Here is a 12,621-nt window from a genome sequence, read left to right on the forward strand (position 1 = left end):
AGAACGCCCGGCCCACCGCACCGCGGGAGCCGGGCGTTCCGGCGTTCGCCTCAGCTGTCGAGGTAGGCGAGGACGGCGCGGACCCGCCGGTGCTCGGAGTTCGACGGTTCCAGGCCGAGCTTCGCGAAGATGTTGCCGACGTGCTTCTCCACCGCGCCGTCGGACACCACGAGCGTGCCGGCGATGGCCGTGTTCGACAGGCCCTGCGCCATCAGGCCGAGCACCTCGCGTTCGCGCGGAGTCAACGAGTCGACCGGGCTCTTCTTGCTGCGCACCATGAGCTGCGTGATCACCTCGTGGTCGATGCTCGTGCCGCCGTCGGCGACCCGCCGCACCGCGTCGACGAACTCCTTCACGTCGGCCACCCGTTCCTTCAGCAGGTAGCCGACCCCGCTCGCACCGCCCGCGAGGAGCTCGACGGCGTAGCGCTCCTCCACGTACTGCGACAGCACCAGCACCGGCAGCCCGGGGTGGCGGCGGCGGCACTCGATGGCCGCGCGCAGCCCCTCGTCGGTGAACGTCGGCGGCATGCGGACGTCCACCACGCACAGGTCGGGCCGGTGCTCGGTCACGGCGTCCAGCAGGTCGGTCCCGTTCTCCACCGCCGCCACGGTGTCGATGCCCTCGTCGGCGAGCAGCCGCTGCACGCCCTCCCTCAGCAGCACCGAGTCCTCGGCGATCACCACGCGCACGGCAACTCCGCTCGAATCACGGTCGGCCCTCCAGCGGGGCTGACGACGACAACCACACCGTCGATGGTCGCAGCCCGGTCCGCGAGCCCGGCGAGCCCGCCACCCGCCTTCAGCTCCGCACCGCCCTGACCGTTGTCGGTGACCTCGACCAGCACGCCCGTGTCGATCCGGTTGACCCGCACGGTCGCCCTGGTGCCGGTGGAGTGCTTGGTGATGTTGGTGAGCGCCTCGCCGACGGTGAAGTACGCGGCGCTCTCCACCGCCGTCGGCGGCCGCGGGTCGACGTCCACCTGCAGGTCCACCTCGATCGGCACGCGGGCGGCCAGCGCGGACAGCGCCGCGTCGAGACCGCGGTCGCCGAGCACCGACGGGTAGATGCCGCGTGCCAGGTCCCGCAGCTCCTTGATGGCGAGCTTGGCGTCCGCGTGCGCCTCCGCGATCAGCTCGGCCGCGCCCTCCGGGTCGCTGTCCAGCTTCGACTTCGCCCGGCCCAGCCCCATCGCCACGGCCACGAGCCGCTGCTGCGCGCCGTCGTGCAGGTCGCGTTCGATGCGCCGGCGCTCCGCCTCGGCCGCCTCGACCCCGCGCGCCCGGCTCGACTGCAGCCGTTCCGCCTCGACCGCCAGCTCGTCGGCACGGGTCGGCCCGAGCATGGCGCGGGCGAACCGGCCGTGCAGCGCGCCGAGCGCCTTCGTGCCCATGACCGCGAACGGGACCAACACCAGCCCGAGCACCGCGATCGGCAACGCCGAGGCGAACGAGTCGATGGTCCAGAGCTCGCCGACGACGACCGCGAACGGCGCGTAGCTGATCCAGAACGGCACCGCGGCCAACGCCGCCACGACCGTCCAGAGCGTGAGGACCGCGCCGAACTCCAGGACCCCCACCGGCAGCAGGAGCAGCAGGTAACCGAAGTCGCGCCAGGTGGCGGGGTCGGTGAACTGGGCCTTCCACCGCTGCCACAGCGTGCCCGGCTGCCGGGCCCGGTAGGGCACCGGGATGTCCGTGCGCAGCGCCGCACCGACCCACGCCCGTTCCACCGTCGCGCCGGCCCGCACCGCCTGCATCGCGAGCCAGAGGATCGGCAGGCCCACCCACAGCACGGACAGGGAGAACCCGACGACCGTGAGCACGACGGTGAGGGTGAACCAGAAGATGCCGGTCACCAGGTTGGTCAGCAGGTAGAACCCGGCTGCGAGCGCGTTCGGTTTCCTCATGACGTCCATGTTGTCGTTGTCGCTGGTCAGGGACCATGCGGCCAACCAGTCAGCCGGTGGTGGGGACAGCCCTACCTGCCTCGGGAAGAACTCGGTGGCAGCGGCCGTTATGCTAGGTGCACCACGACGAGGGGGTGAACGGTTTCGACTGTGGACGTTGATTCAGGGGAAGCGTGCCGGTGCAGGCGAGAGACCACCGCAAGCGTCATCGCAAACCAATAAGCGCCACGTCTAACGACAAGCGCGCGTTCGCTCTCGCCGCCTGAGGCGAGTAGCAACGCTGTCGGCCTAGGAGTGCCTTCGGCCTAGAGTCCGGCATCAGCTAGAGGGCTTACCTGCAGTCCCGGTCGCGGGGACTGTTCGGGAAACTCACAGCGACTGGGCCCGTCACATCAGCTCGTCCGCGTGACTGATGGGGTCAAGCAGAGGCAGAGCGGACTGCGCACGGAGAAGCCCTGATGAACCGCCACAGGACCCGGGTTCGATTCCCGGCACCTCCACTCGGACGGCGAGTGCTCGTGGAGAGCACTCGTCGTTTCTCGTTCCGGGTGTTCATCTGGGGGGCGACCCCCAGACCCCCGAGCAGTTCGGGCGCTGAGCGCCCTCACGCACACCCCGAGTGCCATCGCGCAGGCTCCCGAGCAGGGTCGGCGCTGAGTGGCCTTAGGTCGACAGCCCTCACGCTGGCAGCCTCACGCCGACAGGAGCAAGACGTCGGAGAGTGCGGACAGGAAGTCCTCGGCGTCGAACATTGCGCCCGCCGAGGCCACTCCCGTGATCCGGAACCGGCCGGTGAGCAGGCGGTCTACCGCCTCCACGGCCAGAGGGGCGCTGACGGCGTAGATGTCGCGGCCTGCGACTGACAAGCGGCGTTCCTCCGAACCTCGGTGTACGCGCACGTCCACCTCGAAGGTTTCCGGTTCGGAGCGGGGAGTGGCGGCGGCCAGGGCCTGGGCCGCGGTGACGGACATGTACGAGGTCACCGACGGGATGGCGAGGTGGCTGGGCACGGTCACGATGTCGGCCATCGAGAACTCACCGACCACCTCCCGCGGCCCGCTGGGGAAGTCCCAGGTCGACGTGGGTGACGCGGTGTCGTGGTGCTCGAGCCGGCCGTCGCGGAACCGGACCCGCCGACCACCCCGGCGGTCGCGGGAGACCGCACCGGCGGCGAGCGTGCCGGGCGTCGGCTGCCAGCCGCTCAGGCCGTAGGCGACGTGCGCCTCGGACGCGTCGGGCCAGTCGCCCATCGCGGCGGTGACCAGCAGGTCCGCCAAGCCACCGAAGAACGCCATCGCGGGCACGACCGGGACCGCGGCACCGCGGGCGAACGTGTCGGCGTTCGCCTCGATCTCGGCGGCCACGTCCACGTACGGGATGCCGGCGCGTTCGGCGGCGGCGATCAGCGGCAGCGCCGTCACGGCGAACGGACCGGCCGCGTTGACCACCGCGTCCGCACCGGTCAGCGCCCGGTCGAGAGCGGCGGGGTCGTCGGCGGTGGCCTGCGCGCGGCCGAACGGCAGCGGCGTGAAGCCGCGCTTCTCCAGCTCCGCCTGGATGAACCGGCCCGTGAGGCCGGAGGCGCCGTAGACCGCGATGTGGTGTCCCATGACGGCAATTCAAGCCAGGGCGGCGCTCGCTGCCCAGTGTCTGGAACGACACGATGCGTACAATTCCGGACATGCTCGCGTTCGCCGTGACCGACGGGATGCTGCACTTCGAGCTGACCGCGACCTACGAGATCTTCACCGCGCCTCAGCTCGGCTACCGGGTGGTCGTCTGCGGTGACGGGCCGGTGCGCGTCGGCCGGTTCACGCTGGAGCCCGACCTGCCGCTCGACCGGCTCCACGAGGCGGACACCGTCGTCGTGCCCGCGGTGGCCGACTGGGAGGGGCCGGTCGACCGGCGGCTGATCGAGGCGGTCCGGGTGGCGCACGCGAAGGGCGCGCGGATCGCCTCGCTGTGCACGGGCGCGTTCGTGCTCGCGGAGGCGGGGTTGCTCGACGGGCTCCGCGCCACCACGCACTGGGCGCACGCCGACGAGCTCGCCCGCCGGTACCCGCGGGTGGAGGTCGCACCGGACGTGCTCTACGTCGACAACGGCCAGGTGCTCACCGCGGCGGGCAAGGCGGCGGCGATCGACCTGAGCCTGCACCTGATCCGCCGCGACCACGGTGCGGCGGCGGCGAACACGGCGGCGCGCAGGCTGGTCGTCCCACCGCACCGCGACGGTGGCCAGGCGCAGTTCGTGCTCGCCCCGGTGCCCGCCGAGGAGGGGCACCCGCTGACCGAGCTGTTCGACTGGGCGAGCGAACGGCTCGACCAGGTGCTCACCGTCGAGGACCTGGCCAGGCAGGCCGGTCTGAGCTCGCGGCACCTCACCCGGTTGTTCCGCACCGTCACCGGCACCACCCCGTTGCAGTGGCTGCACATGCGGCGGATCCGGCGCGCGCAGGAGCTGCTGGAGCTGACCGACGACAGCGTCGACCTGATCGCGGAGGCGGCGGGGATGGGGACGGCGACGACGTTGCGCCGGCACTTCCACCGCACCGTGGGTGTGCCGCCGGACACATACCGCCGCACGTTCCGGCCGGTGGGTGGCAGGTAGTCCCCGAGCAGGGCGTTATGTTGGCCGGATGAGCAACGGACAGCGCATCGGGGCGCGGGTGTTGCGGCGCAAGCCGATCGACCAGCTGACCCATCCCGGCAGCGAGATGCGGCGCACGCTCGGCGTCGGCCACCTCACCATGATCAGCATCGGCGCGACGCTGGGCACCGGCATCTTCGTCGTCCTCGGCGAGGCCGTGCCGCTGGCGGGACCGGCGATCGTCGTCTCGTTCGTGCTCGCGGGCATCACCGCGTTGTTCTCCGCGCTGTCCTACGCCGAGCTGGCTGGGCTCATCCCGGCGTCCGGCTCCTCCTACTCCTACACCTACGCCACGCTCGGCGAGATCGTCGCCTGGGTCTGCGGCTGGTGCCTCGTGCTGGAGTACGGCGTGTCCGTCGCGGCGGTCGCGGTCGGCTGGGGCCAATACGTCAACGAGTTGCTGCACCTGGTCACCGGGCTGCGGATTCCGGACGCGCTCAGCCAGCCGCCGGGTGACGGCGGGATCGTCAACGTCCCGGCCGTGCTCGTCGTCGTCATCTCGATGCTGGTGCTGCTGGGCGGGGCGCGCGGCAGCGCCCGGACGAACACGGTCCTGGTGTACGTGAAGATCGGCGCGCTGGTCATGTTCTGCGCGGTGGCGTTCACGGCGTTGAAGGCGGGCAACCTGCAGCCGCTGTTCCCGCTGGGGCTCGCCGGCATGAGCGCGGGCGCGGCCACCCTGTTCTTCTCCTACATCGGGTTCGACGCCGCCTCCACCGCCGGTGAGGAGGCGGAGAACCCGCAGCGCGACCTGCCGCGCGCGATCATCATCTCGCTCGTCGTGATCACCGCCCTGTACTGCGCCGTCGCGCTTGCCGCCGTCGGCGCCATGCCGTGGCAGGCGTTCGAGGGCACCGAGGCGGCGCTCAGCCGGGTGCTGACCGACAACGTCGACGGCGCCATCTGGCCGATCCTGCTCTCGATCGGCGCCGTGGTGGCGACGACGTCCGTGGTGCTGACCGTCCTCTACGGACAGACGCGCATCCTGTACGCGATGTCGCGCGACGGGCTGGTGCCGTCGATCTTCGCGAAGCTCAGCCCGCGCACCGGGGTGCCGTTCATCAACACCGTCGTCGTCGGCCTGTTCATCGCGGTGCTCGCCGCGCTCGTGCCGCTGGGGTCGCTGGCCGACGCCACGAGCATCGGCACGCTGTTCGCGTTCGCGCTGGTCAACATCGCCGTGATCATCCTGCGGCGCACCGAGCCCGACCGGCCGCGCAGCTTCCGGGTGCCGTTCTCGCCGGTCACGCCGCTGCTGGGGCTCGCGTTCTGCGTCTACATGATGTTCAGCCTCGGCCTGGACACCTGGGTCGCGTTCCTCGCCTGGATGGCGCTCGGGTTCGTCATCTACTTCGCTTACAGCGTCCGGAAGGCCCGCCTTGAGGTTTCGAGCGATCACTGACGTCCCGGGCATCGCCCGCGTCGCGCGGTACTACGCCGACGTCTGGGAGACGAGCCTCGACGTGCTGTCCACCGAGACGCTGCACTGCATCCGGCACGCGGGCGGCGCGACGATCGGCGCGTTCGACGGCGACGAGCTGGTCGGTGCCACGACCGGGCTGTTCTGCCCGGACGGGTCGGTGTACTCGATGATCGCCGCGGCCCGCCCCGGTGCCGGGCTGCCGTTGAAGCTCGCGCAACGCGACTGGGCGGTCGGCCTGGGCGCGCGGTCGATGCGCTGGACCTACGACCCGCTGGTGGCGCGCAACGCCCGGTTCAACCTGGTGAAGCTCGGCGCCGTCGTCACCGAGTACGCGGTGGACTTCTACGGGCCGATGAACGACGGCGTGAACACCGGTGAGTCCGACCGGCTCACCGTGCGGTGGGACCTGACCGGCGCGCGGGAGCCGCACGAGTCCGAACCGCGCGGCGAGGTCACGGCGACCGCCCCGGACGGCGGGCCGCTGCGGCGCACCGACGGCGACCGGATCTGGTGCCGGGTGCCGGCCGACGTCGTGCGGGTGCGCAAGGAAGCGCCGGAGCAGGCGCAGGAGTGGCGCGCGGCGGTGCGGGACGTGTTCCTGGACGCCTTCGAACGCGGGTACGTCGCGACCTCGATGTCCCGCGACGGCTGGTACGAGCTGGAGGTGGCCGGATGAGGATCGAGCGGGTCGAGCTGCTGCACGTCGCGATCCCGCTGGTGTCGCCGTTCCGCACGTCGTTCGGCACGATGACGACGAAGGACACGTTCCTGCTGCGGGTCGTCACGGACACCGCGGAGGGCTGGTCGGAGTTCGCCGCCGATCCGGAACCGCTGTACTGCTCGGAGTTCGTCGCCGCGGCGGAGCTGGTGCTGGCCGACCACCTCGTGCCCCGCGTGACACCGGAGGTCACCGCCGCCGAGGTCGGGCCGAGGACGCACGCGGTCAAGGGCCACAAGCTCGCCAAGGCCGCGCTGGAGACCGCCGTCCTGGACGCCGAGCTGCGCTCGTTCGGGATGCCGATCGGCACGTTCCTGGGCGCCACCACCGACAGGGTGCCCGCCGGTGTCTCGGTCGGGATCAAGGACTCGGTCCCCGAGCTGCTCGACGACGTCGAGGGCTACCTGGCGGAGGGCTACGCGCGGATCAAGCTCAAGATCGAGCCCGGCTGGGACGTCGACCCGGTCCGCGCGGTCCGCGAGCGCTTCGGCGACGTCCTGCTGCAGGTCGACGCGAACACCGCGTACACCCTCGCCGACGCCGACCACCTGCGCCGGCTCGACGAGTTCGACCTGCTGCTCATCGAACAGCCGCTGGAAGAAGACGACCTCCGCGGCCACGCCCTGCTGGCCCAACGGTTCCGCACACCGATCTGCCTCGACGAGTCGATCACCTCGGCCAGGGACGCGGCCACCGCCATCGCGCTCGGCGCGTGCCGGATCGTCAACGTCAAACCCGCCCGCGTCGGCGGCTACCTCGAAGCCCGGCGCGTCCACGACGTCGCCGTGGCGAACGGGGTCCCGGTGTGGTGCGGCGGGATGCTGGAGACCGGTGTCGGGCGCGGGCCGAACCTCGCGCTGGCCGCGTTGCCCGGCTTCACGCTGCCCGGTGACGTGTCGGCGTCGCGCCGCTACTTCGCGGAGGACGTGACGGAACCGTTCGAGCTGCGGGACGGGTTCATGCAGGTGCCGAGCGGGCCGGGCATCGGGGTCGAGCCGGTTCGAGAGGTGCTGCGGCGCTTCACCACCGCGACCCGCGTGCTCTACGCCAGGGACTGAAGCTCGCGGGCCAGGTTGCTCCGCGCGGCGGCGCCCCACCGCTGCCGCGCGGGCTCGGTGACGTACAGGTCCTCGCGCTCCAGCAACGCCTTCAGCACCTTCGCCCGGCCCGCGCGCCACGCCGGTTCGTCGTAGCGCGCGTACTCGCGGCGCACGGCCTGCCGGTAGCGCTCGTAGTGCTCGGGCTCGGAACCGAGGATCGCCAGGTCGGCGTCCAGCAGCACGTGCGCCAGCGGGTCGTCGGACGAGTGCGTGATCGTGGCCAGCACCAACGCCTCCACGCGCGTGACGTGCTCCTCCGCCAGCCCCGCGAGGCGTTCGCGGGCCCACAGCGCGCTGGCCCGTTCGTCCTCGCCCGGTCGCCCGTCGTAGATCACGTCGTGCGCGCACGCGGCGAGGGTGAGGACCGCCCGTTCCTCGACGGAGAACGCGAAGGCGTCCGCGAGCTCCGACGAGTCGCGCACGACGGACGCCACGTGGAACGTGTTGTGGTAGGCCCTGTGCGGCTCGGCGTAGCGTTCGACCAGGTCGCCCGCGTCCGGTGTGCCGCCCAGTGCCCGGACCGCGTCGTCCCAGATCCGCCTCACCGCGCCAGCTCCTCTTGGACGACGTCCGCGGCGGCGCTGCTGCCGCCCTCTGGCTGGAACTCCGGCAGCGGGAAGATCGCTGTGTGCGCCACGGTCACCTGCTCTTGTCGTAGGGGCGTTCCGGCCAGTGGTGCTTGGGGTAGCGGCCCTTGAGCTCACTGCGCACGCGCAGGTAGCCGTTGCGCCAGAACGACCTGAGGTCGCTGGTCACCGCGGTCGGACGGCCGGCGGGGGACAGCAGGTGCACGACCACCGGGACGCCCGCGATCTTCGGGGTGTCGGCCCACTTCATCGCGTCCTGGATGCGGACGTGCAGCGCGGGCGTGTCCTGGGTGTAGTCGACCTTGCCCTGCCCGATGCGCTCCGGGGCGAGCTGGTCGAGCTCCGCCGCCTCCGGCCACGGCAGCAGGTTCCGCAGCACCTGCACGGTGTCGATCTTGGCCAGGTCGGAGCGCTTCTTCGCCTTCCCCAGGTCGAGCGATCCGATCAGGCTCTCGTCGTCGACGCTCGGCCAGTCGCGGGTGCGGTGCAGGAACGCCATGCGTTCGCGCAGGCGCTTGGCGGCGTCGGTCCACTTCAGCAGGCCGAGCCCCTCGGCTTCGAGACCCATGCGCAGTGCCTGCTGCGACTTGGCCAGGTCGTTGAGCGGGCGTTCGTCCAGGGTGATCGCACCGAGCTTGCGGACGCTGTTCGCGACGACGTCGCGTTCCCACCGGATGTCGTCCTCGGTGTGCACGAGGGCTTGGGCGGCCGTGACGGCGAGCTCCTCGTCGGCGGGCGCGGCGAGGCGGATGCGGCCGTGCTTGCTGCCCGGTTCGCGGTCGGCGATCGCGACCGCCAGCCACTGGGAGTGCGCGTTGTCGTGCTCGACCGCCGTGCCGTTGGCCATCAGGTAGACGGTGCTGTTCTTGGACCGGCGCTTCGCGAGCCGTTCCGGGTAGGCGAGGGCGACCACGAGGGCGGGATCGCCGTTGCCGTGCGGGTTCGTGCCGAGCTTTTCGAGCTTCTTGGCCTCCTGGCGCCACTTTCCCGGGGCTTTGAGGGCGGTCGCCAGGTCGGTCGTGCTCGGGTGGGAGCTGTCGTCGAGCAGCGCCACGACCTCGGCGGCGGTCCGGTTGCCCGCGAGCGCGCTGCCGTCGATCAACGCCCGGCCCAGGCGCGGGTGCAGGCCGGCGCTCGCGATGCGGTCCCGGCGCTCGGTGTCCTCCAGCGCGCCGATGGAGTGCAACGTCTCCTGGGCGGCCTTCAGCGCACCCTCCGGCGGGGCGTCCCACCAGTTCAGGCCGGAGCCGTCCGGGGTGCCCCACACCGCCAGTTCCAGCGCGAGCCGGGTCAGGTCGGCGGTGCGGATCTCCGGTTCGGGGTAGCGGGGGAGCGTCGAGTGCTCGTGCTCCGGCCAGCAGCGGTAGACCCGGCCGGGAGCCTCACGCCCGGCGCGACCGGCGCGTTGGTCGGCGACGGCCTGCGACACCCGGATCGTGGCGAGACCGGCGAGACCGCGGCGGTGGTCGACGCGGGGGACGCGGGCCAGCCCCGCGTCGACCACGGCGCGGACGCCGGGGACGGTCAGGCTGGACTCGGCGATGCTGGTGGCGAGCACGACCCGTTGCCGCTGACCCGGTGTGAGGGCGGCGTCCTGGACGGCTGCCTTGAGCTGGCCGTGCAAGATCACCGTGTCGGCGTTCAGCAGGCTCGCGGTGCGGTTGATCTCGCGCACGCCGGGCAGGAACGCGAGCACGTCACCATCCACTTCGGACAAGGCCTTGTTGATCGCGCGTGCGACGGTGTTCTCGATGCGCTCGTTGCGGTTCGGCGGCACGTAGGTGATCGCCGTGTCGAACGTGCGGGCAGCGGTGTGCAGGACGGGTGCGTCGCCGAGCAGGTCCGCGAGCCGTTGGGCGGCAACGGTCGCGGACGTGGCGAGCAGCTTCAGGTCCGGCCGCAGGCCCGCCTTGGCGTCCAGCAGCAGCGCGAGCAGCAGGTCGGCGTCGAGGTGGCGCTCGTGGACCTCGTCGAGCAGCACCGTGCCGACGCCGGTGAGCTCCTGGTCGTGCTGCAGGCGGCGGACGAGCAGGCCGCTGGTCACGACCTCGATGCGGGTGTGCCTGCTGGTCTTGCGGTCACCGCGGACCGAGTAGCCGACGGTGTGGCCGACCGGTTCGCCCAGCAGGCTCGCCATGCGCGCGGCGGCGGCGCGGGCGGCGATGCGGCGCGGCTCGGCGACGACGACCTTGCCGGGCAGGGCGAGCGGCACCAGCGTGGTCTTGCCGGTGCCCGGCGGTGCGACGAGGACCGCCGACCCGTGGTCCTCCAGCGTGCGCAGGAGCTCGGGCAGGACGGACTTCACCGGGAGATCGGGCAGGTGCACGTTCCTGAGTGTGTCAGGGTGGTGGCATGGTGCTGTTGGGTGTGGTGTCCGGAGTGCTGTCCGCACTGCGATCCGCGCGGAACGTGGCGCAGTGGAAGCACGTGCCGATGGTGTCGGAGTCCTCGAAGACCGCCTCCGTGCTGGCCGTGGTCCCCGCGCGCGACGAGGAGGCCACCCTCCCGTCGCTGCTGCCCGGCCTGGTCGGACAGCCGGGGGTGCGCGTGGTGGTCGTGGACGACGCCTCCGCGGATGCGACCGCGAAGGTCGCGCTCGCGCACGGCGCCGAGGTCGTCACGTCGCCGGGACCGCCCTCCGGGTGGGCGGGCAAGGTGCACGCGATGCACCTGGGCGCGCAGGCCGTGCGGGACGAGGAGTGGCTGCTGTTCGTCGACGCGGACATGACCTGCGCACCTGACCTCATTGGCCGGCTCGTGGCCACGGCGTCCGAGCTGGGCGCGGACCTGATCTCGTCGTCCGGGCGGGGGACCGGGCCGGCGTGGTGGTTCCTGCTGCCCGCGTTCAACACGCTGGTGTTCGAGGGCTCGCCGCCGGACGGCAAGGGCCCGACGGCGCTCGCGGTCGGGCACTGCGTCCTCGTGCGGCGGCCCGCGTTCGAGAAGGCCGGTGGCTGGGAGGCGCTGGCCGGGAACCACGCGGACGACGTCGGCATGGCGACGCTGATCAGGGACACCGGCGGGTTCGTGCGGTTCGTCGACGCGTCGGCACTGCTCACGACCTCGGGCCTGGACACGTTCGGGGACACCTGGCGGTCGCTGCGCAAGAGCATCCAGCCGGCGTTCCGCGACATGTTCGGGGCGCGGGCACGGCCGCTGCTGGCCGCCGCCGGGCTGCTGCACCTCGCGTACGGGCTGGTCCCGGTGCTGCGGTGGCGCTCGCCGTGGTCGTGGCTCGCCTGGGCCGCGCAGGCCGCGTCGCACCGCGAGTTCGTGAAGCGCGTCGGGCAGCCGGAGGCCTCCGCCGTGCTGGCACCGCTGGCATGGGCGACGATCGGGGTGTTCCTGCTGGACTGTGCGCTGCGACCCGGCGCGAGGTGGAAGGACCGCCGCGTTGGTTGACCCGTTGCGCGACCCGGACGACCCGGACCTGCTCGACCCGTACCAGTCGCGGTCGCTCGCGATCCTCGTCGAGGGCGCGCGGCTCGCGTCCGGTGCCGTCCGGTACGGCAAGGTCGGGCGGGTCGGCTGCGCCGCCGTCGTGATCAATCGGGAGAACCCGCTGCCCACCGGGAACTTCGGCTGCGCGCTCGACGGGTCCTCGGTGGAGGTCGCCTCGACGCTGCTGCGGCTGGAGCAGACGTTCGCGGACGTCGGGCGGGCCGAGGCCGTGGTCTACGCGTCACCTACGACAGTGGACGAGATCGAGGGCATCGCCGACGACTCCGGCTGGTACGCGGTCGAGGAGCTGCAGACCGTGGTGCACCGCGGCCGTGCCGTCGTCGCCGAGGGGGTGCGGCGGGCGGAGGACGCGGACCTGCCGGGGATCGTCGAGCTGCTGTCCGACGAGCTGGTGGGCAACCGGGCGCGGCTGCAGAAGTGGCTCGGCCACCGGCTGGACGACCCGCGGTGCCTGCTGCTGGTCGTGGACGACGGCGAGCGGATCGGCGGGTTCGCCTCCGGCTTCGCCGAGCGCGGCGTGGGCCTGGTCGAGCAGTGCGTGGTGCGACCGGCCCGTCGCCGCCGGGGCGTGGGGCGGTCGCTGGTGGTCTCCGCGGTCGCCGCGCTGCGCTCGGCCGGTGCGGCGCTGGTGGCCTCCCAGGTCGACGAGGGTCCGGGGGAGCGCTTCGCCGAGGCGTGCGGGTTCGTCGCGATGTATCCCGTGACGGCATACGTACGCAGGGTGGATGAGCTGCTCGATTGAAGTGTTTAGTTGCCGCGTGACATATCCTTAGCA

At 72.0% G+C, this 12,621-nt stretch carries 11 protein-coding genes and 1 other RNA gene; 7 read left to right on the forward strand and 5 right to left on the reverse strand.

What is annotated here, in order from left to right:
* Positions 1 to 50: 50 nt before the first annotated feature.
* Together ACZ7CH_RS30530 and ACZ7CH_RS30535 are read right to left on the reverse strand one after the other, a co-directional pair.
* On the reverse strand, positions 51 to 692 hold the full coding sequence (locus ACZ7CH_RS30530; protein WP_360397896.1) for a response regulator transcription factor: 642 nt from the start codon (positions 690 to 692) through the stop codon (positions 51 to 53).
* The gene (locus tag ACZ7CH_RS30535) at positions 680 to 1,918 is read right to left on the reverse strand and encodes a sensor histidine kinase (RefSeq protein WP_470375640.1); all 1,239 of its coding nucleotides are present in this window, start codon (positions 1,916 to 1,918) and stop codon (positions 680 to 682) included. The genes ACZ7CH_RS30530 and ACZ7CH_RS30535 overlap by 13 nt, the downstream gene beginning before the upstream one ends.
* 121 nt (positions 1,919 to 2,039) lie before the next feature.
* Here ACZ7CH_RS30535 and ssrA point away from each other — a divergent pair.
* Positions 2,040 to 2,412, forward strand: a transfer-messenger RNA (tmRNA) gene (ssrA, locus tag ACZ7CH_RS30540).
* A 189-nt stretch (positions 2,413 to 2,601) separates the two neighbouring features.
* Here ssrA and ACZ7CH_RS30545 read toward each other — a convergent pair.
* Positions 2,602 to 3,519 (reverse strand): saccharopine dehydrogenase NADP-binding domain-containing protein, encoded by a 918-nt coding sequence (locus ACZ7CH_RS30545; RefSeq protein ID WP_470375516.1) that lies wholly within the window; start codon positions 3,517 to 3,519, stop codon positions 2,602 to 2,604.
* A gap of 53 nt (positions 3,520 to 3,572) precedes the next feature.
* Between ACZ7CH_RS30545 and ACZ7CH_RS30550 the strand changes: the two genes are divergently transcribed.
* The 4 genes from ACZ7CH_RS30550 to menC are packed head-to-tail and all read left to right on the forward strand — an operon-like array spanning position 3,573 to position 7,755.
* The gene (locus tag ACZ7CH_RS30550; protein ID WP_470375517.1) at positions 3,573 to 4,517 is read left to right on the forward strand and encodes a GlxA family transcriptional regulator; all 945 of its coding nucleotides are present in this window, start codon (positions 3,573 to 3,575) and stop codon (positions 4,515 to 4,517) included.
* Positions 4,518 to 4,545: 28 nt separating this feature from the next.
* Entirely contained in the window at positions 4,546 to 5,958 is a 1,413-nt protein-coding gene (locus tag ACZ7CH_RS30555) for an amino acid permease (protein WP_470375518.1), read from the forward strand.
* A complete protein-coding gene (locus ACZ7CH_RS30560; protein WP_470375519.1) occupies positions 5,936 to 6,655 on the forward strand; it encodes a hypothetical protein in 720 nt (239 codons plus the stop codon). The genes ACZ7CH_RS30555 and ACZ7CH_RS30560 overlap by 23 nt, the downstream gene beginning before the upstream one ends.
* Positions 6,652 to 7,755, forward strand: a complete 1,104-nt coding sequence (gene menC, locus ACZ7CH_RS30565) for an o-succinylbenzoate synthase (RefSeq protein ID WP_470371448.1) — start codon at positions 6,652 to 6,654, stop codon at positions 7,753 to 7,755. The genes ACZ7CH_RS30560 and menC overlap by 4 nt, the downstream gene beginning before the upstream one ends.
* On the opposite strand, the gene ACZ7CH_RS30570 is transcribed toward menC, so the two are convergent.
* Together ACZ7CH_RS30570 and hrpB are read right to left on the reverse strand one after the other, a co-directional pair.
* Positions 7,740 to 8,342, reverse strand: coding sequence for an HD domain-containing protein (locus ACZ7CH_RS30570; RefSeq protein ID WP_470375520.1), 603 nt, complete (start codon positions 8,340 to 8,342; stop codon positions 7,740 to 7,742). The genes menC and ACZ7CH_RS30570 overlap by 16 nt on opposite strands.
* A gap of 94 nt (positions 8,343 to 8,436) precedes the next feature.
* Complete coding sequence (gene hrpB / locus ACZ7CH_RS30575; protein ID WP_470375521.1) at positions 8,437 to 10,710, reverse strand: ATP-dependent helicase HrpB; 2,274 nt, start codon at positions 10,708 to 10,710, stop codon at positions 8,437 to 8,439.
* A gap of 26 nt (positions 10,711 to 10,736) precedes the next feature.
* On the opposite strand from hrpB, the gene ACZ7CH_RS30580 reads away from it, so the two are divergent.
* Together ACZ7CH_RS30580 and ACZ7CH_RS30585 are read left to right on the forward strand one after the other, a co-directional pair.
* A complete protein-coding gene (locus tag ACZ7CH_RS30580) occupies positions 10,737 to 11,786 on the forward strand; it encodes a glycosyltransferase family 2 protein (protein ID WP_470371446.1) in 1,050 nt (349 codons plus the stop codon).
* Positions 11,779 to 12,588, forward strand: a complete 810-nt coding sequence (locus ACZ7CH_RS30585) for a GNAT family N-acetyltransferase (protein WP_360397916.1) — start codon at positions 11,779 to 11,781, stop codon at positions 12,586 to 12,588. Before ACZ7CH_RS30580 ends, ACZ7CH_RS30585 begins: the two co-directional genes overlap by 8 nt.
* The last annotated feature ends 33 nt before the right edge of the window (positions 12,589 to 12,621 follow it).

The sequence above is a fragment of the Lentzea sp. NPDC037011 genome (assembly GCF_055607425.1).